Raw genomic sequence first — 26,369 nt, 5'->3', positions numbered from 1 at the left:
TTCCATGTCAGTATCAATACAATCCTATCATGTGTCAGGTTTTCCTTCAGATTTTAATACGGAGAATTACTGCGTGGTTTTATTGAAAGGTTCGGGAGTATTTTCGGTGGATCAGATCAATTATTCTTATGAAAACTTTACAGTCCTTTTTCTTAGCCCGTATCAAAAATTAAAGTTGGTATCAGATACTGATGATGAAATCTTTATTCTTTCTTTTCACGGTGATTATTACTGCATTGAGTACCACAAAGAGGAAGTCGCATGCAATGGACTTTTGTTCAATAATATCTATTTAAACCCAAGCATACAGCTCAGTGAGGCGAACTACAGCTATATTCTCGGTATTTTAGAGCATATCCGGCATGAGCTTTCTGAAAAACATCTTTTCTCAGAATCCATCATCAAGACCTATATCCAGCTGATACTTGCTATTTGCAGTAAGGAGAAAAGCGGAAATCCGGATGATCTGCCGTCCGGTTCAAGGATTCCCAATAAAAATGCTTCTGAATTTCAAAAGCTGCTGGAACTTCATTTTAAAGAAGAAAAAGAACTGTCGTTTTACAGCGGAAAACTTAATATTACCAATAATACGCTGAGCAAAGCCGTAAAAAAGGAATTTAATAAAACACCGAGCCAGCTTATTAATGAAAGAATTACTCTGGAATCAAAAAAGCTTCTCCATCTCACGTACCGTTCTGTAAAGGAAATTGCTTCAGACTTAGGATTTAATGATGAGTTTTATTTCAGCCGGTATTTTAAAAAATCTGTAGGATGCTCACCCAAAAAGTACCGGGAGAAAGTCGGCATTTCCATCGTGGCTAAAATATCCATGTAATGTCCTGATATCTCTATTTTTATCCATTCTGCTTCGGGATACCTTTGTGAAAAATAAATCTTATGCAGAACAACAAAATGCTCAGCGCGCTCGTTAAACTCGATTCTTATGCACTGAATTTTCTGAGAATTTCCATATTCATCGTGATGGTCTGGATTGGAGGATTAAAGGCTTTTCAGTATGAAGCTGACGGAATTGTTCCGTTTGTCGCCAACAGCCCTTTCATGAGTTTTTTCTATAAAAATGCCGGTAAAAAAGTATTGAATGAAGATCAGAAGATGGTTTCAGAATATACCCTCTATAAAAACCCGGAAGGAAAAACAATAAAGAAAAACATCGGCTGGCACACGGAAAACGGAACGTATACCTTTTCCTATGGATTAGGAACCATGATCATCATTATTGGTATTCTGGTTCTTCTTGGCATCTGGTTTCCGAAGATTGGAGCTCTGGGTGGAGTTTTAACGTTTCTCATGTCTTTTGTAACCCTCTCTTTCCTAATCACGACTCCCGAAGTGTATATTCCTGATTTGGGAGGCGACCTTCCTACTCCACATTTTGGATTTCCCTATCTGTCCGGAGCCGGGCGGCTGGTTTTAAAAGACATTATCATGATGGCCGCAGGATTGGTGCTGTTTTCAGACAGTTTAAAGAAGGTTTTAATAACAGGAAACGACAAAAAAGCTGTTGTGAACTAAACATTTAGTTATCAGTTAGAAATACGGATATTTTAAGTATATAAAGTAAATCTTACGCCTGATTTCATAAGTCCGGCCCGGAAATTTCCGGGCCGGGCTTATGGCTTAAGGGAAATAAAGATAGCTGTGCCGGGAACAAACCTTGCGAATGTTTACAGGGTCAACCTCTGTTTGAAATTACATCTTGATTTCCTCATAGCTCCCTTTACAGACCAACATTCTAACAAAAACTCATATCTCACTGAAATTCAAAACAAAAAGTTGTAAATTTATTAAACGTAAAAACAGTGTTTTCCCCCTTTTGTAAAGTTAAACAGTTATCTAATTTTGTTTTATAAAATTAAAAAACCTTTACCAATGAAAACTACTTCTCTATTCAAAAATCTAAGTTGGCTTTTTGCTGTACTTATTTTAAGTTTCTGCATGCTAAGCTGCACACGCTGCTCCGAACCCCCTGTGAGTGACAGCTATAAAAGAAAACTGATCAGCCCCCGTGAAGGCCGCGTACTCTATGATGAATATTCCAGGACCAACAATATGATCCTTACCAAATACAGGGACGGACAGCCGGATTCCCGCTGGTACTGGTTTTCTGTGGAAGATCTGGAAGGCTATCTTCACTATGTAAAAGAAACAGCCAAAAAACAGCACATGAAAAATCCGGGAATCAGAATTTATATGGGAAAATATCCTCTAAACCATCCTAAAGGTAAAATGGCAAAACCGGAATATGCCGGCTACCAAACCATATTTCTGGTACCCACTTCCCAAAATCCGAAGAAAGAAAATACAGAGACCATGTCCCGATCAATGAGATCTCCGGATGAAAATACGGACGTAAAAGACATGGAACTGTTGAATATGACCAATCTGGCTCCTCCACCGAACGTTTCCACAGCCGGAATGCGATAAAAAACACAAAGCCATGAACTGGAATATAGAAATCGGGAAGCAGATAACGTCTGTCATATCCATTGCGGTAATGATTGTAATGGCATTGAAATTCAGTAAAATAGGAAAAGAGAATTTCTTTTTTATCCTGGGATATTTTGTCCTTTCTCTGATCGATATTTTCTGCTATTTCTATTTTAAAGCAACCGATAAATCTACAGAGATATTCTTTGTGATCGGCTTATTAATGGTTGTCTTTTTTCTGTATTTGCTGTATTTCTTCCAGTTGATCTATCTGCCGGTTCTTAAAAAAATGCAGCTGGCTATTTTGATCATTTTTCTGATTAATATTGGGGTGAGGTTTTATATTGAGGATGATCTCTTACATCATTTTTCATTTAATCTGCTGTATGTGGATATTCTGCTGTTACTGTTTTCCATTATCCTGTTTTTATATCAAACTTTTAATTCTGATAAGATTCTGGATCTCAATAATTATCTGCCCTTTTGGATTTCGGTAGCCCTGCTGATCCTTTTTATTGGAAGCATTCCTATTTTATATTTCAGGACAACCGTTTCTCAGAATATCTATTTCTTCATTTTATTTATGCTGAATCTGATCAGTAACGGAATTCTCATGCTGGGCCTAATCTGGAACAAGCAGGAGAGCCGGAAATAAATACCACTTTAAACTATGGAAGAAAATAATTTGGTTATTACTTTTACCATCACACTGCTCATCGTTGTTCTTACCATGATCTTCATCTATGTGGTCTTCATTAAAAAGAAAACAACGCTCCTGCTTGAGCAAAAGGAAAAAGACATGAGGTTTGAAAAAGAGCTCGCCACCTCACAGGTCGAAATAAAAGAGCAGACCCTTAATTATATCGGTCAGGAACTTCATGATGATGTAGGCCAAAAGCTTTCCGTTGTTCGCCTGAGACAAAATCAACTCATTGCCAAACTCAAAGATTCAGAAAAGGAAGAGCTTAACGAGCTGAGCGAACTGCTGGGAGAATGCATCCAGGACATCAGAAATTTATCCAAAACCCTGATCACCGAACAGATTATTCATTTCGGGCTGGTAGAATCTATAGAACGGGAAGTACGCCGGATACAGAAATTAAAATTATTAACAATAGATCTGATCACTCAGAAACAGGATATTGACATCTCACCCAAACACGGTTTAATTCTCTTCCGGATTATTCAGGAAAGCATTAATAACATTCTAAAGCATTCCAGGGCTAAAAAGGTGACCATACAACTGGAAGATGATCAGAATACATTAAGGATTAATATTTCAGATAACGGAAAAGGTTTCAATACCAGCAAGATACAGGACGGTTCAGGACTGAAAAATATGGAACTGCGGGCAAAGCTTATCCACGCCGCATTCTCCATCCAGTCTGAGCTTGATAAAGGAACAAAGACTTCCATAACTTATTATAAACACACGATATGAAAACGATTCCCATAGCCATTGTAGACGACCATACTTTAATGTCCAAAGCACTGGAAAATATGATCATGGAGAACCCGCAGTACAGCGTAATCATGAATCATCCCAACGGAGAAGATTTTATTGCCGCTTTGGAAAAAGCTCCTGAATTACCGGCTGTGGTTCTGATGGACATCAATATGCCTTATAAAAACGGTATAGAAACCACTGAATGGCTTACCGAGCATCATCCCGGTATAAAAGTAATTGCCCTCACCATGGAAGATGACGAAAAAGTCCTCATTAAAATGCTGAAGGCAGGTGCAAAAGGCTATCTCCTGAAAGATATGCAGCCCTCCATTCTGTTTCAGGCGATCGATACGGTATTTGACAAAGGAAGTTTTTATACTGATTTTGTAGCCCAGAAATTATTGAAAGTAAAAACAGAAGATGTAAAAACGGCTTCCCTTCTTTCAGAATTAAAAGACAGGGAAAAAGAATTTATCAAGTGGGCCTGCAGCGAGCTTACTTACAAAGAAATAGCGGATAAAATGTTCCTCAGTCCCAAAACCATTGATGGATACAGAGATTCTGTTTTCCTAAAACTGGAAGTAAAAAACAGGGTCGGGCTGGTTCTTTTCGCCCTAAAACACGACTTGTGCTGATCTTCTTTTTTCTTTTAAACTAATAAAGTCCAAAACCATTATAACTCAATTATTCATCCGGTAGATTTTTACAATTTACCGGTTTTTTTTGCGTTTTCCTTTGCGTTGGTATCATAGATAAAAGGGCAAATATTGATGAGAAAAGAATGCACATTTTTTTAACGCAAAGTCCGATTTTAATCCTGCATAATCAAGGAGAGCAAAGAAGGAATCAATTTCATTGATTTGACTAAGCGGGCGTTTTATCCGGCGGCTTCATCAGCGACGCAGCCGAACTCTTTGTATTCTTTAAAATTATGCACTTCCTAAATGATTCCTTGCGATAAGTAAATGTTCACTCACAAAATACATAGAAACATTAACGCAATCATCTGTGCAAATCCGTGGTTAAAAATTCATACAACTAAAAAAGGGTGTTTTACCTACCACACAATCAGTCCTTTCCCTCTGTTTTCGCGCTGTTGAATTATGGAATTTTGTTCTGTAACAATAACCCATGAAGGCCGAACCCGAAAAGCCACAACAGAGTAGGGACCATTTTAAAAACTAATAGAAATGAAAAAAGCATTAATAGTAGGAATCAACGATTATGCTCCGATAGGATCAGGCGGACCGGATTTAAACGGCTGTGTGAATGATGCCCGTGATATGGCCAACACCTTGGTGATCTGCGGTTTCAGCCCTGCAAAAATTAAAATTCTGACCAATCAGAATGCCACAAGAGCAAATATATTAAATTACCTTAAATCACTCGTTAACAGCAGTGTAAAAGGAGATTCTCTGGTCTTTTATTATTCAGGACACGGAACAAGAGTGGCCAATATAGGCGCTGATCTGGAAGTAGACGGTCTGGATGAAGCCATCTGCCCGCACGATTATGCCAGTGCCGGAGTGATCCGCGATGATGATTTCAAAGCCGTCCTGAGTAAACTGAAAGCCGGAGTGAATCTGGAAGTTATTTTCGACTGCTGTCATTCAGGAACGGGAACCCGAAAAATGGATCTGGGACTGGACTTAGAACTTTCTTACGAAGCTCCGCGTTTCATTCCTCCTATGCTGGAAGATGAATTTTACATGACGTATGCTTCTGAAATGCCATCTTCTAAAAGCGCTAAAAAGTCAACGGGAATAACGAAAGCATTAGTTCCTGTTGTGGGAATGAATCATACTTTATGGGCCGCCTCAAAAGACAATCAGGTATCCATGGAGGGTAATATGAATGGCCAGATAAGAGGCTACTTCACCTATCACTTCTGTAAAATACTGCGTGCTACCAATGGAAATATTGTCCGAAAAACCCTTGACAAACAGATTGCCATAGCACTGGCAGCGATGGGAGCAGCACAAATTAACCAGACAGAAAGCATCACCACAGAATTTTCTCAGAAAATATTTTTATAAAAATCACTGGCGGAATCCGAAAAGCCATCCAAAGAGTAGGAAAAACTGACAAAAACTAAACAATCATGTCTAAAACTGAAAGTAATCAACCCATGACGGCCGAAGAAGTATCAAAACTTAAAACCGTAAAAGCAAAATCAACTGAAAAACTGACCAATGCTGAAAAGCAAGCCAGCCAGGGTCCTGAAATGGAAGTCATTGACGGACGATCTTATCCTAAGGGAATGAAAAGCATCGGAATGCCTGCCAATGAAAAGTCAGAAGCAGCAAAAGCACTGGAAACCGACTATTTCTACCCTACTCATGCGGATTTCGAATACCAGCCGAAGCTGGAGCCCAAAAAAGACCGTAAACCTAAATTCATTGAAAGAGATTCTTTTTTAAGTGCTGAAGGAATGAAAACCATCTTTGGTGCAGATCAGAGAAAGGTATATAACTCTACGGCTTATCCGTGGCGATGCGTAGGAAAAGTGGAAAGCGCACTAGGCTCAGGAAGCGGCGTGATGATCGGTCCGAGACATCTCCTTACCTGTGCCCATATCGTAGACTGGAAAGCGAATAACACAACAGGCTGGTTAAAATTCACCCCAATGTATTACAACGGAAGTGCTCCTTACGGAAGCGCATGGGGAACACTTACTTATTACAAATATAAAGTAGCCGGACCAACCATTGATTCTACGGAAATTCAATATGACTATGTCGTAATCGTTCTGGACCGACGTATGGGAGACAATATAGGCTGGCTGGGTGCAAAATCCTACACCGATGCATGGGACGGTAAGCCGTATTGGACTCATGCCGGTTATCCCGGAGATTTAACCGGTGGTCAGAGACCAACTTATCAAACAGATATTGCTTTAGACGGTGATTTCTGGAGTGCCGACGATAACGAAAGCATGAGCCACAAAGCTGATATCTGGCCTGGACAAAGCGGTGGTCCGTTCTGGGCGTACTGGGATGGTAAGCCTTATGCCGTTGCTACACAAAGTGCCCATAATTCAAGCGAGAATTTCGCGAGTGGCGGCTCAGATCTGGTGAATCTTGTCATCAGAGCTAAAAACGAACATCCTTAACCAATTTATTATCTTTACGGAAGAGCCTGGCTGAAAAGTCGGGCTCTTTTTATATGATTATTTAACATCAACTGCCTATAATATTAGCGCAAAGCGTAAATTTGGGGTGCCAACAAAAGTACGCTCTAAAAAGCAATGGACAAGCCCCAAAACGTTCTATGAAATTTAAAAATAACTATGAAATTAATTTTAAAAACATTTAAGTTTATTGGTAAACTTATACTCGGAATTCTCATATTATTATTGTTTTTGGGAGGATGTTACCGATTATTTAGCTCAAAACCAGTTCCTCCGGGTAAATTAGTGAATGTTAATGGCACCAATATTCATGTAAGAGTGGAAGGAGAAAAGAAATCTTTACCTACCATTATTATTGAAGCGGGTGCACACAGCAATACAGATATGCTGCATTGGCTGGCAGAAGGTTTAAAAGATAAAACGAGAGTGATACGTTATGACAGAGATGGGAAATGGTTTAGTGAATCGAGTAATAATGCCGACATATCTCCTGAGTTTTATGCCCATCAGCTTCATGAATTATTAGAAAAAATCGGCGAAAAACCACCTTATATTTTGGTAGGTCATTCTATGGGAGGGCCTTATAATAGGATATTCAGGGATCTTTATCCAAACGAAGTTGAAGGAATTGTTTTCATAGATTCAAGTCATCCTGAACAATGGAAGCGGTTAGCTCAAAAAGAATTGGTTCCCAAAGAACAGGCAAAATTTTTAAAAATAGGATCTGTACTTGCAGATTTAGGTATTTTGGGTGTTTATAATAATACAATCAGTAAGGCTGTGTATCAAGGTGATGGTTTACCCAAAGAACTGCATAGCCGTTCACGATCACTGACTTCTAATTCCGGAGCAGTTTACCGTATGTTTCTAAGAGAGAATGAATTAACTAATAAAGTACTGATGCGGGCAGGCAAAGCAAAGGATTTGGATTCATTACCGGTCTTGGTGTTTACTGCTACAGAACAGTATAAAGAATCCCAAAAAGAGAGATACAGAAAAGATGGAATAGATCCTGAAAAACAAGTTCAATTATGGTTCGATATGCAGAAAGAACTAAAAGAACTCTCTTCTAATGGAAAACAAATGATTATGAATGCAAGTCATGGTACTATCATTACGAAAAAAGAAAATGCAGATTTAATAAATAAAGAGATTCTTTTATTATCCGAAAAGATTGCAAAGAAAAATGATAAATAATGTCATACAACATCAGTTTTGCAACTCTAAACTGCTAATTTTCCGGAAACTCTTTTCTCTAAAAAAGTTTAAGCAGCCTTAAGATATAATTCTTAAGGCTGTATTACTCCATAACCATATATCTGTTTTTGAATAAGGTCAAATAGGAAAGCGAAGATCCCCAAATTGATACGCCGGCAGGCAGAATCAGTGAAGCAGCTTTTCGAAAAAACTTCCAATTTTTAAATTTCTATCCACAAAATGTAGCTCATATATCCAAAATCTTTCTTCTCCGTTATCATCAGGATCTTTCATCTTTTTTAAATTGTCGGGATGAATATAATTCTGTATTTCATTACCCTGTATCCTTTCATGGGGAAAGTTTCCTATTAAATGTCCGCAATGTTCATTTCCATATTCCCAGCCATATTTTTTCGCCAGATCGGCTGTGTAATAATAAAAATCTGCTCCCGTCAGTTCATCCTGATTCCGGATATAGAAATCTCGCCCTTCTTTCCAGGCTTCCTCGGCATCTTTTTGAAGTTTCAGCTTGTTGGCATCATTTCCCAATACATATGTTTTGCCGATATCCGCTTCCCAATCTTCAAAAACAGGTCCGAAATCTAAAAATAATATATCATCAGGCTGTAAAATCAGATCAGGTGGATTTTCATCGTAAGGAAACAATGTGTTACTGCCACCTCTTACAATTCTTTTATGCCAGTACTTTTTTATTCCAAAAAGTTCATAGGCAAGTTCATATATATTTTTATTCAATTCACGCTCGGAGATGCCTCCCCTGATCAGCTCTCTGGATTCTATTTCCCTGAATAAATGCTCTGCCTTCTCCTGAGCTGCAATTAGATTCTGCACTTTATTATTCATCAAATACTACTAAAAATTTATAATTAACTTAAAAACCCCATTTTTGTTTTTATAGAAACTGTATTTTCTTCGCCCGTTAAATCAGTAAGCAGTTTAAATGCAACATCTAAAGCTGTAGAAGGATTCCATGAGGTTGTAATTCGATCGGACTCGACAATTGGCTGGTTGACAACATTTACCCCTAAATCTGCAAGCATCTGCTGTCTCAAAGGGTTAAGATTATAGGTTGTCCCCTTTTTATGATTAAGAATTCCACTTTTAGCGATAGGAAATGCACCGGTACAAATTGAAGAAATAATTTTTTCCTCTTCATAGAATTTTTTGATAATGGATGTAAACTGAGGATCAAATGCATCAGAGTAAAAACCGTATTCTTCAAAACCACCGGGAATTGCTATGGCATCATAATCAACAGCTTTTATTTCATCCACCAGAAAATCTACAATAAGCTTCTGGTTAAATGTGCTGTTTATTTCCTTTCTTAAAGCGCAGGTATAAAGTTTAGTATTTCCATCTCCGTCTATTAAGTTCCATCCAAAAACATCAATATAAACACTCGCTTCAAAAATTCGAAGCCTTCCGCTAAAAGTAAAAGTATTTTTTTCATTTTTCGCACTAAAATATATCCTAAATTTTAAAAAACTCCAGTCCTGATTTAAAAAAAATACATGGTCCAGATTTTCTTAATTATTTCATTCTTTAATAATCAACAAATTCCTGCCAAACAGCTCTTTCAAATATCTTGTCATAAGGAGATCTGAAAGGATAAATCATCATCAAAATTCCATTTTTATGAAGCCGGCACTACAAATATTTTAATACATTTGTTTAAAACATATTCTGAATGAATTTTGAACAGATCAATCTGCACCTGGAGGCTTACAAAGAACACGATCAGATCCTGGATGCCGCGAAATATTTAATCCATTCCTTTGAACTGGAACATGAAAATTTTGCCGGATTCGGATTCCGGGAAGAGCTCTCGCCTACTTCAATGCTTCTGACAGCTGAAGGAGAATTAGGAGGTCCGCAGAAAGTAATGATCCCAAGGAATTTATTTGATTTCGACCTTAATCTTGTTCTGAATATGGTAGCCCACGAAATGCTTCATGTGCGCCAGAAGGCTCCAGGACAGGTTGTGGAAGATAAAAACGAAAGGGAATTCCAGGCCTATTCTGAAATGCTTTTCCATAAAGTTTTCCCCCAGGTTCCGGAAGTTTCGGATTTTCATAAAAAATTCTTCGGCAACAAAGCTTTGGAATATTATAAAAGAATGGGCGAAGGATCCGAACTGCAGCAGAAATATGCAACAGAAAAAACAGAAGTAGAACACTTAATCAATTCATTATCATGACCATAAAACCAGAAATATCCTGGGCAGACTTTGAAAAAATAGACTTACGGTGCGGAACCATCATTTCAGTTACCGATTTTGAGAAAGCAAGAAATCCGTCTTACCAGCTGGAAATAGATTTCGGGGATCTTGGCATTAAAAAATCCTCCGCACAGATCACTTCTCTTTACAGAAAAGAAGAACTGATCGGAAAACAGGTAATGGCCGTTGTGAACTTTCCCAAAAAACAGATCGCCAATTTCTTCAGTGAATGCCTTGTCATGGGAGTTTATGGCGAAGATAAAAAAGATGTTACTCTTTTAACGCCCTCACTTCCGGTAAAAAACGGAATGCCGATAGGATAAAAACCAAACACATATGATACAGCACATTCCATTAGAAAAAATCTTATTTCTTGATATTGAGACCGTTCCGGGATCAGGCTCATGGAACGACCTGCCTGAAGCCGAACAGAAACTCTGGGATAAAAAAACAAGATTTCAGAGAAAGGAAGACGTAACGGCTGAAGAGTTCTATGACCGTGCCGGCATTATGGCTGAATTCGGAAAGATTATCTGCATCACCATCGGAATGGTAGAGAAGAATGAGACTTTAAAAATTAAAAGCTTTTCGGGTCACGATGAGAAAAAAATGCTTCAGGAGTTCGGTGAGATTTTCAACAGTCCGAGATTGAACAATGTAATCCTCTGCGCCCACAACGGAAAGGAATTTGATTTTCCGTGGATCGCAAGACGGTATCTGATCAATGGGATGCAGCCTCCGGTTCCGTTCCAGATGTTTGGAAAAAAGCCCTGGGAAATTCCGCATATTGATACGATGGAGCTTTGGAAATTCGGGGATTATAAAAGTTTTGTTTCCCTTGAACTGCTGGCTCATGTCTTCGGAATTCCTACTCCAAAGGATGATATAGACGGCTCAATGGTTTCATCAATCTACTACATAGAAAAAGACTTGCAGCGAATTGTAGACTATTGTGAAAAAGATGTCTTAACTTTGGCAAATGTTTTCCGGCGGATGCGCCAGGAAGATTTGTTGAAAAGGAATATCAATCTAGATTAAAAAATGAAATTTACAGACGATCAAATTGCTGACATTGGTGAGGAAATCATTACGGTCTTAAAATCCGTTTACGACCCGGAAATTCCGGTTGACATTTACGAATTGGGCCTTATTTATGATGTTCAGATCTCCGAAGACGGCGATGTAAAAATTATAATGACCCTTACTACCCCGAACTGTCCGGTTGCAGAATCCCTGCCACAGGAAGTAAAAGATAAGGTAGGAGAAGTAGAAGGCGTAAAAAGCGTAGATTTAGAGCTTACTTTCGAGCCAAGCTGGAACAAGGATATGATGAGTGAAGAAGCGAAATTCGAGTTGGGAATGCTTTAAATGAAAAAAGGAAGAGGGAAGCAGGAGGATGGAGGTTTTGGATCTCATAAATCACTCTGCCCCCAAATAAAACTGTCTTTCCTATCAAGTACAATATAAAACCCGGAAAATTTCCGGGTTTTTCTGTTTATACAAATTCATTTTTTAACGCAAAGAAAATTATTATAATGTTTTATAAAGGGAAGCAAAGGCGGAATCAATTTCATTGATTCTGATGAAGGAAATGGATACATCTCACATGTTTTAAAATTTCACGCAGATCAATCAGATGCAGCAGATTTTATATTTATTAATCGGCTCTATTTGCATAATCTGCGAGAGCAAAAAAGAAGTCATCATAAATTTAAATAAAACATTGTAATAAATGACAAAAATTTTAAGATAAGGCTACCTGAAATAATAAGACCAACAGTAACTTCCAGCCTCCCTCTTCCAGCTTCCTCCCTTAACTCTCTTTCGCAATTTCTTTTCCTTCCCTCCTGCTCCATTCGCTCCACGAACCTACATACAGATCAGGAATCGGGAAACCGGCATAATCCAAAGCTAAAATAGTGTGACAAGCCGTAACGCCCGATCCGCAATGGATGATTAAATGCTGGGGGTTGTCTTTTAAAAGCTTCTGATATTTTTCTTTTAAAACTTCAGGCTTCAGGAAGTTCCCTTTTTCATCCAGATTTTCTGAAAAAGGAATATTGATGGCTCCGGGAATATGTCCGGCCACCAGATCAATCGGTTCAGATTCTCCTTTATAGCGGTAGGCATCTCTTACATCCACAACGGTAGAAGAACGGCCTGTTAATTCATTTTCAACACCTTCCAGGCTTTTAACCGGAAGAAGCCAATGGTCTTTTTTAATTACTCCTTCTTTTTCAAAGGTCTCATCACCGGATGAAAATTCTATTCCCTGTTTTTCAGCAGACTGAATTCCTCCATCCAAAACCTGAACATTCTTCAATCCGAACGATCTCAGCATCCACCATGCTCTTGCCGCTGCATTGGCTCCGTTTTTATCATCATAAATAACAAGGTGCGAACTTTCGGAAATACCAAATTCAGCCAGTGTTTGTGCAAATTTTTGAATCTCCGGAAGCGGATGTCTGCCTCCAAAAGCGGCATCGTCCCCGATTTCTGCGAGGTCTTTATCCAGGTCTATAAAACGGGCGCCTTTGATGTGATGATCAAGATAATTCTGACGCATATCTTTTCCTGCTCTGGCATCAAGGATGATGAGGTCCGGATTCCGGAAAATTTCTTTTAATTCGGATGGTGAGATGATTGGTGACATGGTGTTGGTATTTGAAATTAAATAATAGGTTTTGGCTAAAGCCGGATGAGGTTTTAATATATAGAAAGCGGGTTAAAACCCGCTCCTATTGATATTGTTGTTCGCGCAGATTTGGCGGATGATGCAGATTTTTAATATTTAAGAATAGCTCCATCTGCTTTCTCCCCGATCTGCGATAGAATTTTTACTAAAAATGAAAAATATCCTTTGCTTTATTATAAGAGCTTTCAAAATTCAGCAGATTAAGCTTATGCTCTGCTTTTTCTACGCTCATAAAGTTGATTACCTGTTCTGTAGGCATATTTCCTACCAGATCATCTTTCGCCATAGGACATCCTCCGATTCCTTTAATCGCACTGTCGAATCTTCTGCAGCCTTTATCATACGCCGCTTTCAATTTTGAGTAGGAATCTTCGTAACGGTTATGGAAATGCCCTCCGAAATTGATCTCCGGGTATTTAGACGGGATTTTTTCAAACAAAAGCGCAATGGTTTCAGGAGTTGCCACTCCCGTAGTATCAGAAAGCAGGACATCTTTCACTCCGATCTCTGAAAATCTTTTTGCCCAGAAATCCACATCTTCCCATTTCCACATTTCTCCGTAAGGATTTCCGAACGCCATGGAGAAATAGATATTCAGCTGTTTTCCTTCACTTTTAACGAGTTCAAGCATCCTGATGATTTCTTCAAAAGCTTCTTCCTGGTTTTTATTGGTATTCCTGTGCTGAAATGTTTCCGAAATAGAAAACGGAAAGCCCAGAATATCTACAGTCTGATGTTTCAGTGCTTTCTCTGCGCCTCTGTAATTCCCGATAATGGCAGAGACTTTTGTATCGGATAAAGATTTATCAATATTTTCGGCCACCTCAGCAGAGTCAGCCATCTGTGGAATTGCTTTCGGGGAAACAAAACTCAGACAGTCCAGTACATCGAAACCAACTTCCATCAGAGAGTTGATGTAATCTATTTTTTGGCTGGTAGGGATAAATTCACCCCAACCCTGCATGGCATCTCTAGGACATTCTGTTAGAAACATTTTTACTTTTTGATTTTCTCAAATATAATAAAACTAAACAATTTACATCTGAACCTTACAAATCTATCATTATTTTGATTTTCAAAGATTTATATCCGATTTAAAATTTCGATAACTGATATGCGGCCCCGGATCCGGTATTCAGGAAAACAATTCTGATGCTTTACATAAAAAAACATTCCTGAAGGAAGATCTATGCCAATGATTTTACGATGGTAATAAGGCTCATTATAATCACCACGAAACCTACTACTGCAAACATTTTCTTAGCCGGCAGCCGCGAAGTAAACATGGCTGAAAAAGGAGCGGTAAAAACACCTCCGAGAAGAAGACCGAGCACGATATTCCAGTGATGAATCCCGATGGTAAAAATAAAGGTCAGAGCACTTACAATGGTCAGTAAAAATTTAGCCATCGTAGAGCTGCCTACCACATACCTCGGCGTTCTCCCTTCCTTGATCAGTGTTCCGGTAACCAGCGGACCCCATCCTCCGCCTGCAAAAGAATCTATGAATCCTCCCACCAATCCCAGTATTCTGAGATTCGTTCTTTTTCTGGGCAGCCTGTTGACTGATCTTTTTTCTTTTCTACTAAAAGCGTTCCTAAGAATATTAATGCCTAAATAAAGGGTATAACAGGCAATGATTGGCTTTACAATATGTGCATAATGTTCTCCGAAATGCGACAGGGCAAATGCTCCGATAAAAGCACCTACTGCTGCCACAGGAAATAAAACCCATACCATTTTTTTATTGACATTTCCCAGCTTGTAATGACTGATACTCCCCGCAGCTGATGTGAAAGACTCTGCTGAATGGATGCTTGCACTGACAACAGACGGCGGCACATTGAGTAAAAGCAAAATGGTGGTACAGATAACGCCATATCCCATCCCCATTGATCCGGCAACAATCTCAGCCAGGAACCCGGCCAGCAGCATCCAGTAAAAAATGTATCCGTCTTTACTGAGAAAGCTCTGGATATCTCCGGACAGATTGAACTGATAGATAATTAATGCCAAAATCCCGATCAGCGTCAGAACTCCAATAATTCCCAGATAGATATTGGCCCTCCGCTGGACTGCTTTGGTGATGCTGATCAGCTTTTCCATTTCCAGTTTGGTTTCTGCGGGCCCGGTTTCTTTTTCGCCGAGATATTGCGTGGTCAGCCTGTTCAGTTCTTTTACTTTGTGGGTAAAATCTCCCTGCAGTTGATTTCTGATATGCTGCATATTGTTCAGAAGCCCGTCCATTTCTTCATCAGGAATGATTTCCGTTAAGATTTCACGCAGTCTTTTGGCAACCGTCGGGGATTTTCCATTGGTAGAAACCGCAATTTTAAGATCTCCTTTTCTGACGATTGACCCCAGATAGAAATCGCACAAACCCGGTTTGTCAGCAATATTCACCAATGTATTATTCTGATGGGCCCTGCTGCGGATCTGCTCAGCCAGAATAATATCATTTACGGCTACGATGGCAATATCAGCACTGTTAAAATCATTATCCGTATATGATCTTTCATGAAGGGTGAGATTGGGATAATTTTGTTTTAAATCTTTAACCTGATCGTTAATCTCTTTGGCGACCAGCTTAATACGGGCCCTGGGAGAATTTCCCAGAACAGACTGCAGTTTTTCCAAAGCAATATTTCCGCCTCCAATGATGAGCACAGATAATTCCTCGAGTTTTAAAAATATGGGATATAACGTATTGCTCATTGTTTTCAGAGTTTTAAATCGTAGGTAAAAGCTAAATAATACAGTCCTCCGATCTCGGGACCTGCTGCATACTGAAGATACCGGCGGTTAAGAAGATTGGTTGCTCCGATCTTCACACTTGCCTTTATTTCAGGAATTCTCCATGTTGCCTGCGCATCAATGGTATAATAAGCCGGAATATTTCCCGAAGCCAGCGGGCTTTCCCATAAAAAGCTGTTCTGCCATCTTGCCGCTACAGTAAAACCGATATTTTTGATAACCTCCCTGTTTCCAACACTAAGGTTGACCGCCCATTTAGGGGTATTGAAGGCTGTGATAAAGAGATCAGAAGTATTGGTAGAGATCAGATCATTATAGGATACGTTCACATTCACATTATAATTCTTCACCAGATTATAGCGGATTCCTAAAGACGTTCCTAAACTTTTGTAGATACTGTTGCTGTTGGTATACACCCTGTAGCGGTCCTGCTTGCTTCTGTCGAGCATCGCCAAAACAGCGTTATCGCTCCCTATATTTTCGTTTTTAGGGACAGCCACTTCTACCTGCCCAAGAAAACCTTCGTAGACATTGTAGTAAAAATCCCAGTCGATGACCAGTTTGCTGTTAAAAAAGGCAGATTTGTAGCCTATTTCAAAGGAATTTACCTTTTCAGGCTGTAATTTAGGCAGATTGGCTGCGGCTAAAAGATTTCTGTTTTTCAAAGCGGCCTGATTCTGGCCGAGTCCTCCATCCACATCTCTGTTCACCGCGCCTATAAACTGATCGATAGAAGCCAGCGTATAAGAGTTTTCAAGGTAACCCAGTCCTTCATTCGCCATAGAAAGTCCTCCTACTCTTCTTACGTTTCCGTTATTCACAAAAGATAAAGCTTCAAATAAGGAAGGAAAACGGTATCCGTTCTGAAAAGACACCCTGAAATTATGCTGATTAACTGGAGAATATACAAGACTTATGCGCGGATTGAATTTGGTTTCAAATTCCGGGTTTCTGTCGGCACGCAATGCCAGATTCACCTTCAGTTTATCATTGAAAAAAAGTTTGGTAAGCTGGGCAAATGCTCCATATTTCTGATAGATCACATTTTTCCCGAAAGTCCCGTCACTCAAAGGAATATTTCTTTCCGTGACAGGTCTCCCGAAATCAACAAAATTGTTTCCGTCCGGCGTGATGCTGTAAAGACGGTAATCTGCTCCCGCCAGCAGGCTGAATACTTTAATGAATCTGCTGAAATCGTAAGTAATCTCACCCTGATAAAAGCGTGATCTCTGATCCAGTTTTGCCCCTCCGGTCGCCGGAGCTCCTGCAATTCCCGAATTGGCAGAATCCCAGTTGTTGATCCCGATGATTGTATTTTTTAACTGTTCAAAAGCGGCTGTTCCGGGAACGGCTCTGTTCCTGTCTGCTTCCTTTCTGGCTAAAATAAAAGCATCATTCAGGTTCACTCCGGAATTAAGACGGTCCTGTAAGGTAGTTTGAAATATATTTTTCCAGTTCGTATTGGAAAGGTTCGTAAGGTCAAGATTATCTGCCAGAGGTTTCAGGTTATAAGAATCTCCTGTGTTCTCTATCGACATATACGCTCTGAATGTCAATTCTTTCCCTGTAAGTTCCACTTTATGATTCTGAACGGTGGCATTCTGCAGGCGGATTTTATTTCCTCTCTGAAAAGTTCCGTCCAGAAGGCCATAACGGTAAACATAGGAAGTTCTCCACTGGTCTCCGAAGCGGTAATACAATCCGGCATCAAATTTTATATTTTTCACTTCCGGGCTTACCAGATCTTTTTCATAATATCCTGTCCTTGAAACATTAAATGTGGTTGGTTTTCCATTATAATTCACCTTAACGGATGTCCGGTTATTCCTTTCGTCCCCGTATTTGTTCCAGAGATCTTCAGCAGGATTGTTGGCCAAAGGAAAATTGGGATTGGCGGTGATCAATGGATTGGAATTCTGATCTGTACGGTTGTCCGAGATCCAGTCAACGCCGCTGAAATACGAAGCATTGACCTTTACAGCAAAGTTTTTATTGATGACTTTTGCAATTCTGACCGCACTTTCTCCCAACGCAGCTGTTTTATGATTCACATTATCCACATGGTTTACGCCACCTCTGAAATAAAGACTTACGCCTTCGGAAGTAAACGGATCTTTTGTCTGGAGACTCGCCAATCCGTTAACTGCATTCATCCCGTAAAGGGCGGAAGCGGCACCGGGTGTAATTTCCATCGACTGGATATCCAGTTCTGTAGGGCCAATAGCATTTCCAAGCGGAACACCGAGTGTGGCAGACTGTACGTCCACGCCATCCACCAGCTGCATAAAGCGGAAGTTATTCGGAGAATTGAACCCTCTGGAGTTGGGAACTTTTAAAGTAAGGCTTGAGGTTAAAAGCTGCAGTCCTTTTACATTTTCCAGGGTTTCGTAGAAAGTGGCAGCCGGGCTTTCCCGGATGGTTTTGATATCAATCTTTTCAATAGCAATCGGTGATTTCATGATTTTCTCAGGAACACGCGATGCTGAAACAACCACCTCATTGATGATGGTATTCTGAGGATTCAGGTCTATTGAAATTTTATTGGACAGCGAAAGGATTTCAGTGGTCTGCTCTGCAAATCCCTCTTTGTTGATGACAATTCTGAAGGGAATCTTCACTCTTGTTCTCAATTTAAAACTTCCTTCCTGATCGGTGATGGCTGTATCCTGAGTTTTTTCGACCTGGATCTGCACTCCGGCAATTCCTTTCTGAGTATCTGTGTGTTTTATAACTCCACTGACTTCAATAAGTTGCTGAGCCTGTAAAAAGCCCGTGAAAAAAAGGGTCAGAAAAGGAATAAGATATATTTTCTGTTGATAAGATTTGGGGTATATGGATTTCACTTGTATAAAAATTTAGGGTTTAAAAATGATTTATGCGTCGTCTATTAATGAACAGCACATACACATTCGTATCCCTAAAAGATTCCGGTAATGTTTTCTGGCATTTTTCTGCCTGTAAAGGAGGTTAATCATATTTTTATGGTATGGTTTGTAAATAGCGGTAGGAGAAATCTCCGAATGTTTCTTCCGGTTTTTTCTGTTCTGAATAAATCCCGAAAAGTTTATCAAGGGTCTGCAGAATCTCTTCTTCGCCTATGTTTTCTTTAAATTTTGTGTTCAGGCGCATTCCCAGCCTGTCGCCCCCGATATGGAGATTATATTTGCCATAAGCCGTTCCCACGAATCCTATTTCGGCATTGGGAGATCTTCCGCAGCCATTGGGACAGCCCGTCATTCTGATGGTAATATCATCATTCTGAAGTCCGTATTTTTCAAGAACAGGTTCTATTTTAGTGACTAATGATGGTAAATAGCGCTGAGCCTCCGCCAATGCCAGTGAACATGTATTCAAGGCAACACAGGCCACAGAGTTTTTACGCAGGGCACTGGCCTCATCCGTATATCCGGAAATTCCTGATTCTTTCAGTAGAGCCTCAATTTCAGCTTTATCGTTTTCTGAAATATCAGCCAGGATCAGGTTTTGATTACACGTAAAACGGAAAGTCACTTTTCCGGTCTCTGCAATTTTCAAAAGACCTGATTTTAAAGGATAACCTTCTATATCCAGCACTCTTCCGTGTTCTACAAATAAGGTATAAAACCATTTCCCCTCGTGATTCTGCGTCCATCCGTAACGGTCTTTTCTCTGTTCAAACTTAAATTCCCAGGCAGGTTCGAAGCTGAAACCGCATCTTTTCTCCACTTCTGTTCTGTAGCCTTCGATGCCCAGTTTATCTATCGTATATTTTAATCTCGATAATTTCCGGTCACTTCTGTTTCCGAAATCGCGCTGTACTGTAATAATTTCATATACTGCTTTCAGTACTTTTTCTTCCGTATCCACAAAACCTAAAACGGATGCCAGACGGGCGTACGTAGATTCATTGCCGTGGGTAGCACCAAGTCCGCCGCCTGCAGCGATATTGTAGCCTACAATTTTATCACCTTCTATGATGGCAATCAGGGCAATATCATTAATAAAAACATCCACATCATTATTAGGCGGAACCGCAATCCCTATTTTCAGTTTTCTCGGCAGATATCTGTCCTGATACAAAGGATCTTCCTCTGACTTTCTGTCTACAACCAATTCATCATCAATCCACAGGTCGTAATAGGATTTTGTTTTCGGCAGACACATTTCACTGATCTTTCCTGCCAGCTCAAAAGCTTCCTGGTGCAGTGGCGATTCGGAAGGATTGGAAGTACAGGTTACATTCCGGTTCACATCCCCGCACGCTGCAATAGAATCCAGATGCTGAAGATTGAAACTCTGAATCGTAGGTTTTACATGCGATTTTAAAATTCCATGCAGCTGAATGGTCTGGCGCGTGGTTATTTTAATGACTCCCGTAGAGTGATCTTCGGCAATGTCATTGAGCCCAACCCATTGTTCAGGGGTTAAAAAACCTCCCGGAAGTCTGAGGCGGATCATGTAGGAATACAGCCATTCCAGTTTTTTTCTTACCCTTTCTTCGCGTCTGTCCCTGTCATCCTGCTGGTACATTCCGTGAAACTTGATGAGGGTCTGGTCATCTTCCCTGATGGCTCCGGTAAAATCGTCCAAAAGGCTTTCCTTTAAGGTTCCCCTGAGGCCGTTGCTGCCTGTTTTTATCCTTTCAACCGGGGAAAGGTTATTCTTATCTGTCATTTTTATCCATTTATGATTTAATACACATCTTTTACGTATCTGCCGCTGAGCTCCAGTTCTTCAAGATAAACCAGAGCCTCTTCCGGAGAATGTTTTCCCTTATCCTGAAGAATGTTCAGAATTGTTTTTTCCACATCTTTGCTCATAGGCTCTTTGGCTCCGCAGATGTAAAGTGATGCTCCTCCTTCCAGCCAATGGTAGAATTCCTGTGCTTTCTGTTCAAGCCTGTGCTGTACGTATATTTTTTCTGCCGTATCTCTGGAAAAGGCAAGATCAAGATGGGTAAGTGTTCCTGTTTTCAGGAAATCCTGAAGCTCAGCCTGGTAAAGAAAATCTGAGACAAAGTTCCGGTCCCCGAAAAAGAGCCAGTTTCTTCCTTCTGCACCCACAGCATCCCTTTCGTAGAGGAAAGATCTGAAAGGCGCAATCCCTGTTCCCGGACCGATCATGATGATGTCCTTATCCTGATTCGGAAGTCTGAAATGTTTGGCTTCCTGAATGTAAAACTCAAGGTCTTCTCCCTCATTAAATGCCGAGAGAAAGCCACTGCACAGTCCATTCTGCTTTTTATCGCTGATCAGAAATTCAGATTTGGCTACGGTAATATGAATTTCAGTATTTCCGTGGGCTTCCAGTGATGAAGAAATGGAATATAAACGGGGTGACTGACCTGTTAAAATACTGATCACCTGTTCAAATTCTTCTGCACTTTTTACGGGATAGATCCGCAGCAGGTCAAGAAGGCTTAAACGCACTTCAGGAATAGACTGTCCTGTGATTTGTGCGTACTGAGCCACTGTAGATTTAAGGAGATAACTGATGTTCAAATGTTTATACAGCAGTTCTTCTGCACTGGCTGTAATTTTTGAAGCTGCAATCTGCTTTTGGGCATCAATTCCGGTTAAAGCAATGATTTCCTCCACTTCTGTTTTTGGGTTGAAAGCGATCACCCCTAACGCATCTCCAGGACTGTAGACAAGAGGTTCTTCGGTTTCTATTTCGATGTGATAGGTTTCTTTATCAGATTCAATATCATTCAGGTTAATAATGGTGGAAATTTTTCCCTGATATCTTTTTCTTCCTGTGGAAACCTTTGGTGCTGTCGTGCTTTTCTGACTGTTTTCTGCTGTTTTACCGACCACATTTAAAATATGTTCCGCCCAGTTGTGGGAGTCCTGCTCGTAATCAATATCACATTTTTTTAAAGGAATAATTCTCTGGGCACCCAGTACTTCAAGACGGAAATCTACATCTTCTCCTGTTTTGCAGAACAACGGATAGCTGGTATCTCCCAACGCCAGAACTCCAAATTTCAGATGATTGAGATCCGGGTCATTTTCATGAAGATGATCATAAAATTTCTTAGCAAGGATCGGAGGTTCTCCTTCTCCCTGTGTGCTGATAATAATGAAGAAAAGGTCTTCTTTCAAAAGATCCTTCGGTTTATACTGGGAAAGATCTGCCAGCTTCACCTGCACGCCTTTTTTCTTGATAATTCCGGCAAGTTCTACGGCCAGTTTTTTACTGTTGCCCGTTTCGGTTCCGTAAGCAAGGGTAATTTTTTTAGCAGAAACAGATTCGGAATGAACAGCCGGAGAAACAGCATCCTGTACTGCAGCGGATGAACCGGCAATACCCGCGAGAAAACCACTGGCCCAAACGGCTTCATCTCTGGAGAAGCTGCCGGATATTTCTTTTAAGGCATTTAATTTAGTTTCAGACAGCATATTCAAATATATTTTGAGGGTTTGACACTAAGGTTCCGTTCGTTACAGATTTGAAATAAATCCCTTCCTGTATAGGCTCCTGCAGCCAGGAAAACTCTTCATGCAGGTTCACTACTTTTCCGATCACCACCAATGATGGAGAGACAAAGTCTTTATTCCCTAATTTTTCATGAAAATCTTCCAGGGAAGCGGTGTACACTTTCTGGTAAGGGGTGGTAGCCTGTTCAATGACGGCAATCTTTTTACCCTCGGTTTTTCCTACTGACAAAAACTGATCTACCAATCCGTTCAGATTTCCTTTGGACATATAAAAAACAAGGGTATCTTCTGAGGTTCCTAGCTCTTTCCAGTAATCATTGCTGAGAATTTCGGTTTTGTAATACGTCAGAAAGCGGACTGATGTTGCATAACCTCTAGCTGTTAAAGGTATTCCTGCATAGGCTGCTGCTCCTGAAGCCGCTGTGATTCCCGGCACAATTTCAAATGGTATCTGATGCTGTTTCAGGGCCTTCAATTCGTCCAGAACATTGGAAAAAAAGGAAATATCTCCACCTTTAAGCCTGACCACAGTTTTTCCCTGTAGAGCATAATCAACGATTAATGTATTGATCCGGGACTGCGGTGTGGAAGCGTTTTTACTGCATTCTTTTCCCACATATACAATTTCGGCCTTTTGGCTGGCGTAACGTTCTATTATTTCAGGACTTACAAGACGGTCACATAAGATCACATCGGCGGCAGCGATGGCTTTTACCGCTTTTACCGTGATCAGATCAGGGTCGCCGGGCCCTGCGCCTACGAGGAAAACCCGTGGCGAATTGCTATTTTGTTTCATTTTTAATCTTTTTATTAGTGACGTCTAGAAAAGTCCTTCTATGGACAGGTATCTTTCGCCTGTATCATAATTTACAGTCAAAATGCTCGATCCGGCAGGAATTTCCGGTAATTTTTTTGCTACTGCAGCCAAAGCGGCTCCGGTAGAAATTCCAACGAAAAGTCCTTCTTTTTTGGCGGCCTCTTTTGTGTATTCGAAAGCTTCTTCTTTTCCGATCTGAACAATCTCATCTAAAACAGAGGTATCCAGAATGGAAGGGACAAATCCTGCCCCTAAGCCCTGCAACGGATGCGGCGCGGGAGCACCACCGCTAAGAACGGGTGATAATTCCGGTTCAACAGCAATGACTTTGATGTTGGGAAACTGTTGCTTAAGAACTTTTGCAATACCTGTGATGTGGCCTCCGGTTCCAACGCCGGTGATCAAGTAATCCAATCCTTCCGGAAAATCTTTCAGAATTTCCTGAGCGGTGGTTTCTACATGCACCTTCACATTGGCAGGGTTATCAAATTGTCTCGGGATCCATGAATTCGGGGTTTGCTGAGCCAATTCTTCTGCTTTTTCAATGGCGCCTTTCATTCCCTTTTCTCTGGGAGTGAGAACGAATTCTGCACCGTATGATTCCATAATTTTGCGGCGTTCCAGACTCATACTTTCGGGCATCACGAGAATCAGCTTGTAATTTTTTACGGCAGCAACCAAAGCCAGTCCAATTCCGGTATTTCCGCTGGTTGGCTCTATAATAATGCTGTCTTTGTTTAAAAGACCTTTAGCTTCTGCATCCCCGATCATGGATAAAGCGATTCTGTCTTTGATGCTTCCTCCGGGATTGGATTTTTCAAGTTTGATCCAAACCTCGTGTTCTGTACCGAAAAGTTTATTAATTTTTACGACCGGGGTATTTCCGATGGTTTCTAATGTGTTCTGGAACTTCATACCGACTCAATTTTATGTTGTTGTTTTTTATTTATATGATAAAAGCCATGATCTATTAAAACATTGCTTTTTATTTAAACCATTAAGATGTAGTAAGTTGTTAAGATTATTAAGAGAGAATATCTGCGGATATGCTTTGAGAATTGGTTCATTAATCAACTGCTTAATTTTCTTAAAATCTAAAAAAACCTTAATGGTTTATATTTATATGTTATATTACAAATGTTAAAGATTCCGGGAGCGGCCCGTTGTCTTTTATTCTTATTTCACTTTTGTTATAGACCAGAGAATTGGGCGGGACATTCTGTGTGATCCAGACATTTCCTCCAATGATGCTGTCTCTGCCTATGGTTGTACTGCCTCCCAAAATCGTTGCTCCTGAATAAATAATGACGTGATCTTCAATATTAGGATGCCTTTTCTCATTGGCCTTATCTTTTGAAACATTCAAAGCACCCAGCGTTACTCCCTGGTATATTTTCACATGATTCCCGATATGAGTGGTCTCACCTATCACGATTCCTGTTCCATGGTCAATAAAGAAATGTTCTCCAATGACGGCTCCGGGATGAATATCTATTCCTGTTCTGCTATGTCCGTATTCCGAGATGACGCGCGGCAGTGTTTTTATATTCTGAATCCAAAGCTGATGCGAGATTCTATAAACATACGTAGCAAAAAAACCGGGATAGGAAAGAAGAATCTCTTCCAAAGATTCCGTAGCCGGGTCAAATTCCAATATAGACTCGGCATCCAGGATCAGTTTACTATAAATATCCGGCAGCGTGAGAAAGAAATCTTCTGTCTGTTTTTCAGCTGCGACCTCATCCTGTGTTGTACTTTTAATCAAATTCAAAAGAAGCTTATCCAATTGTTCAAACTCATGCTGAAGATGATTTTCTGTATTGATTTCCTGAGAAAGAAACAAGACACTGTACAACTCTCTGACGAAATCTTCCATTTTCGTTTTATCAAAGAAGCCCGCGGAATTGCTGTTCTTTTTTTCAAGGACCCGGTTAATAAAATAATCTGAAACTGCCATGATCTACTGAATTATACATGCTGCCACCGTCGCATTGGATGTTTCATCCACTAAAATGGCCGATCCTGTTTTCTTATTGCTTATAAAATCATCGAATACCAAAGGCTGAGCTGTCCGTATCGTTACTTTTGCAATCTCATTGAGATTAATTCCTTCGTCTGCTGACTCTTTTTCCAGGGTATTGACATCAATCTTGTAGTCTACCTGCTTTACTACAGCTTTCAACTGTCTGCTGTGGTGCTGCAACACGTATTTATTGCCCGGTTGAAGACCTTTCTGATCCAGCCAGCACAGTAAAACCTCTATTTCTTTTTCAACTTTGGGAAGTTCTTCTGCTGAAGTAAAGAAATCTCCCCTGCTGATATCTATATCATCTTTAATCTGGATAACGGCCGGCTGCCCTTCAAAAGCTTCCTGAACCTCAGCACCATTAACTTCTATGGAAGAAATTTCTGTAATAACTCCGGCAGGAAGAATGGCGATCTTATTTCCTTTCCGGAAACTGCCGCTTACGATTGGGCCTGCATAACCTCTGTAATCATGTAATTCCTCTGTCTGAGGACGGATCACATACTGCACCTGAAAACGGCTGCCACTGTTCTGCTCCCTGTCAATCTGTACTTCTTCCAGATATTCGAGGAGTGAACTTCCTTTGTACCAATCAGTAACAGTTGAAAGGGAAACGATATTATCTCCTTTCAATGCAGAAATCGGGAAATAAGTAACATCATCCAGCCCCAGCTCTCCGGCAATTTTGGAATAATTCTCCTTTATTGTTTCAAACACATTTTCCGAATAGTCTACCATATCCATTTTGTTGATGGCAACAGCTACTTTTTTCAGTTTCAGCAATGAAGCGATAATGGAATGTCTCCTTGTCTGCTCAATAACTCCTTTACGGGCATCGATCAGGATGATCATCAGGTCAGAATTTGAGGCTCCGGTAATCATATTTCTTGTATACTGAACATGTCCCGGAGCATCTGCGATAATGAATTTTCTTCTGGATGTCGAAAAGTACCTGTAGGCGACATCAATGGTGATTCCCTGTTCTCTTTCTGCACGAAGCCCGTCCGTTAGCAGCGCCAGATCTACACCGTCTTCATTTTTGTTTTTAGAATGTTTCTCAAGCACTTCCAGCTGATCCTGCAAAATGCTCTTGCTATCGTAAAGCAGTCTTCCAATGAGGGTACTTTTACCGTCATCTACGCTTCCTGCTGTTATTAATCTTAGTATATCCACGACTTTTTTTAGTTATAAGTTATGA

Annotated in this window: 25 protein-coding genes; 13 read left to right on the top strand and 12 right to left on the bottom strand. The window is 40.2% G+C overall.

Annotated features, from left to right (window positions below; all coding sequences use genetic code 11):
• Positions 1-4 precede the first annotated feature (4 nt).
• The 9 genes from JET18_RS12760 (at position 5) to JET18_RS12720 (ending at position 8,222) form a co-directional block, all read left to right on the top strand.
• Positions 5-835, top strand: coding sequence for an AraC family transcriptional regulator (locus JET18_RS12760; protein WP_202091594.1), 831 nt, complete (start codon positions 5-7; stop codon positions 833-835).
• A 62-nt stretch (positions 836-897) separates the two neighbouring features.
• Positions 898-1,533, top strand: a complete 636-nt coding sequence (locus JET18_RS12755) for a DUF417 family protein (protein ID WP_202091592.1) — start codon at positions 898-900, stop codon at positions 1,531-1,533.
• 357 nt (positions 1,534-1,890) lie between these two features.
• Positions 1,891-2,445: a hypothetical protein gene (locus JET18_RS12750; protein ID WP_202091590.1), complete on the top strand. Its 555-nt coding sequence runs from the start codon at positions 1,891-1,893 to the stop codon at positions 2,443-2,445.
• Between the two features lie 13 nt (positions 2,446-2,458).
• Positions 2,459-3,103, top strand: coding sequence for a hypothetical protein (locus JET18_RS12745; protein WP_202091588.1), 645 nt, complete (start codon positions 2,459-2,461; stop codon positions 3,101-3,103).
• A 15-nt stretch (positions 3,104-3,118) separates the two neighbouring features.
• Entirely contained in the window at positions 3,119-3,889 is a 771-nt protein-coding gene (locus JET18_RS12740; protein WP_202091586.1) for a sensor histidine kinase, read from the top strand.
• A complete protein-coding gene (locus JET18_RS12735; RefSeq protein ID WP_202091584.1) occupies positions 3,886-4,530 on the top strand; it encodes a response regulator transcription factor in 645 nt (214 codons plus the stop codon). The genes JET18_RS12740 and JET18_RS12735 overlap by 4 nt, the downstream gene beginning before the upstream one ends.
• 555 nt (positions 4,531-5,085) lie before the next feature.
• Positions 5,086-5,931: a caspase family protein gene (locus JET18_RS12730; RefSeq protein ID WP_202091582.1), complete on the top strand. Its 846-nt coding sequence runs from the start codon at positions 5,086-5,088 to the stop codon at positions 5,929-5,931.
• A gap of 65 nt (positions 5,932-5,996) precedes the next feature.
• Entirely contained in the window at positions 5,997-7,007 is a 1,011-nt protein-coding gene (locus JET18_RS12725) for a trypsin-like serine peptidase (RefSeq protein ID WP_202091580.1), read from the top strand.
• A 177-nt stretch (positions 7,008-7,184) separates the two neighbouring features.
• Complete coding sequence (locus tag JET18_RS12720) at positions 7,185-8,222, top strand: alpha/beta fold hydrolase (RefSeq protein WP_202091578.1); 1,038 nt, start codon at positions 7,185-7,187, stop codon at positions 8,220-8,222.
• 186 nt (positions 8,223-8,408) lie between these two features.
• Here JET18_RS12720 and JET18_RS12715 read toward each other — a convergent pair whose 3' ends face one another.
• Positions 8,409-9,086, bottom strand: coding sequence for a M24 family metallopeptidase (locus tag JET18_RS12715; protein ID WP_202091576.1), 678 nt, complete (start codon positions 9,084-9,086; stop codon positions 8,409-8,411).
• Between the two features lie 23 nt (positions 9,087-9,109).
• On the bottom strand, positions 9,110-9,559 hold the full coding sequence (locus JET18_RS12710) for a DJ-1/PfpI family protein (protein ID WP_317193266.1): 450 nt from the start codon (positions 9,557-9,559) through the stop codon (positions 9,110-9,112).
• Positions 9,560-9,930: 371 nt separating this feature from the next.
• Between JET18_RS12710 and JET18_RS12705 the strand changes: the two genes are divergently transcribed.
• Genes JET18_RS12705 through JET18_RS12690 form a run of 4 tightly spaced genes read left to right on the top strand, consistent with a single transcriptional unit; the run spans position 9,931 to position 11,829 of the window.
• Complete coding sequence (locus JET18_RS12705; RefSeq protein WP_202091574.1) at positions 9,931-10,440, top strand: hypothetical protein; 510 nt, start codon at positions 9,931-9,933, stop codon at positions 10,438-10,440.
• On the top strand, positions 10,437-10,784 hold the full coding sequence (locus tag JET18_RS12700; RefSeq protein ID WP_202091572.1) for a tRNA-binding protein: 348 nt from the start codon (positions 10,437-10,439) through the stop codon (positions 10,782-10,784). The genes JET18_RS12705 and JET18_RS12700 overlap by 4 nt, the downstream gene beginning before the upstream one ends.
• 13 nt (positions 10,785-10,797) lie before the next feature.
• Positions 10,798-11,499, top strand: coding sequence for a 3'-5' exonuclease (locus JET18_RS12695; RefSeq protein ID WP_202091563.1), 702 nt, complete (start codon positions 10,798-10,800; stop codon positions 11,497-11,499).
• 3 nt (positions 11,500-11,502) lie between these two features.
• Entirely contained in the window at positions 11,503-11,829 is a 327-nt protein-coding gene (locus tag JET18_RS12690) for an SUF system Fe-S cluster assembly protein (RefSeq protein WP_202091561.1), read from the top strand.
• 445 nt (positions 11,830-12,274) lie between these two features.
• Here JET18_RS12690 and JET18_RS12685 read toward each other — a convergent pair whose 3' ends face one another.
• The 10 genes from JET18_RS12685 to JET18_RS12640 all read right to left on the bottom strand — a co-directional run bounded on the left by JET18_RS12685 (position 12,275) and on the right by JET18_RS12640 (position 26,344).
• The gene (locus JET18_RS12685; RefSeq protein ID WP_202091559.1) at positions 12,275-13,114 is read right to left on the bottom strand and encodes a sulfurtransferase; all 840 of its coding nucleotides are present in this window, start codon (positions 13,112-13,114) and stop codon (positions 12,275-12,277) included.
• Between the two features lie 187 nt (positions 13,115-13,301).
• Entirely contained in the window at positions 13,302-14,150 is an 849-nt protein-coding gene (locus JET18_RS12680; protein WP_202091557.1) for a hydroxymethylglutaryl-CoA lyase, read from the bottom strand.
• A gap of 193 nt (positions 14,151-14,343) precedes the next feature.
• Entirely contained in the window at positions 14,344-15,870 is a 1,527-nt protein-coding gene (locus JET18_RS12675) for a TSUP family transporter (RefSeq protein ID WP_202091555.1), read from the bottom strand.
• Positions 15,871-15,875: 5 nt separating this feature from the next.
• Entirely contained in the window at positions 15,876-18,752 is a 2,877-nt protein-coding gene (locus JET18_RS12670; protein ID WP_202091553.1) for a TonB-dependent receptor, read from the bottom strand.
• Positions 18,753-18,888: 136 nt separating this feature from the next.
• Positions 18,889-20,562 (bottom strand): NADPH-dependent assimilatory sulfite reductase hemoprotein subunit, encoded by a 1,674-nt coding sequence (locus JET18_RS12665; RefSeq protein ID WP_202091551.1) that lies wholly within the window; start codon positions 20,560-20,562, stop codon positions 18,889-18,891.
• Positions 20,563-20,579: 17 nt separating this feature from the next.
• Positions 20,580-22,289: a diflavin oxidoreductase gene (locus JET18_RS12660; protein WP_202091549.1), complete on the bottom strand. Its 1,710-nt coding sequence runs from the start codon at positions 22,287-22,289 to the stop codon at positions 20,580-20,582.
• The gene (gene cobA / locus JET18_RS12655; RefSeq protein WP_202091547.1) at positions 22,279-23,124 is read right to left on the bottom strand and encodes a uroporphyrinogen-III C-methyltransferase; all 846 of its coding nucleotides are present in this window, start codon (positions 23,122-23,124) and stop codon (positions 22,279-22,281) included. The genes JET18_RS12660 and cobA overlap by 11 nt, the downstream gene beginning before the upstream one ends.
• Before the next feature lie 24 nt (positions 23,125-23,148).
• Positions 23,149-24,060 (bottom strand): cysteine synthase A, encoded by a 912-nt coding sequence (gene cysK / locus JET18_RS12650; protein WP_202091544.1) that lies wholly within the window; start codon positions 24,058-24,060, stop codon positions 23,149-23,151.
• A 211-nt stretch (positions 24,061-24,271) separates the two neighbouring features.
• Positions 24,272-25,105 (bottom strand): serine O-acetyltransferase EpsC, encoded by an 834-nt coding sequence (gene epsC, locus JET18_RS12645; RefSeq protein WP_317193265.1) that lies wholly within the window; start codon positions 25,103-25,105, stop codon positions 24,272-24,274.
• Positions 25,106-26,344, bottom strand: a complete 1,239-nt coding sequence (locus tag JET18_RS12640; protein ID WP_202091540.1) for a sulfate adenylyltransferase subunit 1 — start codon at positions 26,342-26,344, stop codon at positions 25,106-25,108.
• Positions 26,345-26,369: the final 25 nt, after the last annotated feature.

Source organism: Chryseobacterium endalhagicum (assembly GCF_016745235.1).
Lineage (GTDB): Bacteria > Bacteroidota > Bacteroidia > Flavobacteriales > Weeksellaceae > Chryseobacterium > Chryseobacterium endalhagicum.
Note: the sequence above shows the minus strand (reverse complement) of the source record. Positions and strands in the feature narration are given on the sequence as shown.

Bases quoted from the DNA above. Each gene is read 5' to 3' on its own strand.
- JET18_RS12760 (WP_202091594.1), top strand. From the start codon at position 5: ATGTCAGTATCAATACAATCCTATCATGTGTCAGGTTTTCCTTCAGAT.
- JET18_RS12755 (WP_202091592.1), top strand. From the start codon at position 898: ATGCAGAACAACAAAATGCTCAGCGCGCTCGTTAAACTCGATTCTTAT.
- JET18_RS12750 (WP_202091590.1), top strand. From the start codon at position 1,891: ATGAAAACTACTTCTCTATTCAAAAATCTAAGTTGGCTTTTTGCTGTA.
- JET18_RS12745 (WP_202091588.1), top strand. From the start codon at position 2,459: ATGAACTGGAATATAGAAATCGGGAAGCAGATAACGTCTGTCATATCC.
- JET18_RS12740 (WP_202091586.1), top strand. From the start codon at position 3,119: ATGGAAGAAAATAATTTGGTTATTACTTTTACCATCACACTGCTCATC.
- JET18_RS12735 (WP_202091584.1), top strand. From the start codon at position 3,886: ATGAAAACGATTCCCATAGCCATTGTAGACGACCATACTTTAATGTCC.
- JET18_RS12730 (WP_202091582.1), top strand. From the start codon at position 5,086: ATGAAAAAAGCATTAATAGTAGGAATCAACGATTATGCTCCGATAGGA.
- JET18_RS12725 (WP_202091580.1), top strand. From the start codon at position 5,997: ATGTCTAAAACTGAAAGTAATCAACCCATGACGGCCGAAGAAGTATCA.
- JET18_RS12720 (WP_202091578.1), top strand. From the start codon at position 7,185: ATGAAATTAATTTTAAAAACATTTAAGTTTATTGGTAAACTTATACTC.
- JET18_RS12715 (WP_202091576.1), bottom strand. From the start codon at position 9,086: ATGAATAATAAAGTGCAGAATCTAATTGCAGCTCAGGAGAAGGCAGAG.
- JET18_RS12705 (WP_202091574.1), top strand. From the start codon at position 9,931: ATGAATTTTGAACAGATCAATCTGCACCTGGAGGCTTACAAAGAACAC.
- JET18_RS12700 (WP_202091572.1), top strand. From the start codon at position 10,437: ATGACCATAAAACCAGAAATATCCTGGGCAGACTTTGAAAAAATAGAC.
- JET18_RS12695 (WP_202091563.1), top strand. From the start codon at position 10,798: ATGATACAGCACATTCCATTAGAAAAAATCTTATTTCTTGATATTGAG.
- JET18_RS12690 (WP_202091561.1), top strand. From the start codon at position 11,503: ATGAAATTTACAGACGATCAAATTGCTGACATTGGTGAGGAAATCATT.
- JET18_RS12685 (WP_202091559.1), bottom strand. From the start codon at position 13,114: ATGTCACCAATCATCTCACCATCCGAATTAAAAGAAATTTTCCGGAAT.
- JET18_RS12680 (WP_202091557.1), bottom strand. From the start codon at position 14,150: ATGTTTCTAACAGAATGTCCTAGAGATGCCATGCAGGGTTGGGGTGAA.
- JET18_RS12675 (WP_202091555.1), bottom strand. From the start codon at position 15,870: ATGAGCAATACGTTATATCCCATATTTTTAAAACTCGAGGAATTATCT.
- JET18_RS12665 (WP_202091551.1), bottom strand. From the start codon at position 20,562: ATGACAGATAAGAATAACCTTTCCCCGGTTGAAAGGATAAAAACAGGC.
- JET18_RS12660 (WP_202091549.1), bottom strand. From the start codon at position 22,289: ATGCTGTCTGAAACTAAATTAAATGCCTTAAAAGAAATATCCGGCAGC.
- cobA (WP_202091547.1), bottom strand. From the start codon at position 23,124: ATGAAACAAAATAGCAATTCGCCACGGGTTTTCCTCGTAGGCGCAGGG.
- cysK (WP_202091544.1), bottom strand. From the start codon at position 24,060: ATGAAGTTCCAGAACACATTAGAAACCATCGGAAATACCCCGGTCGTA.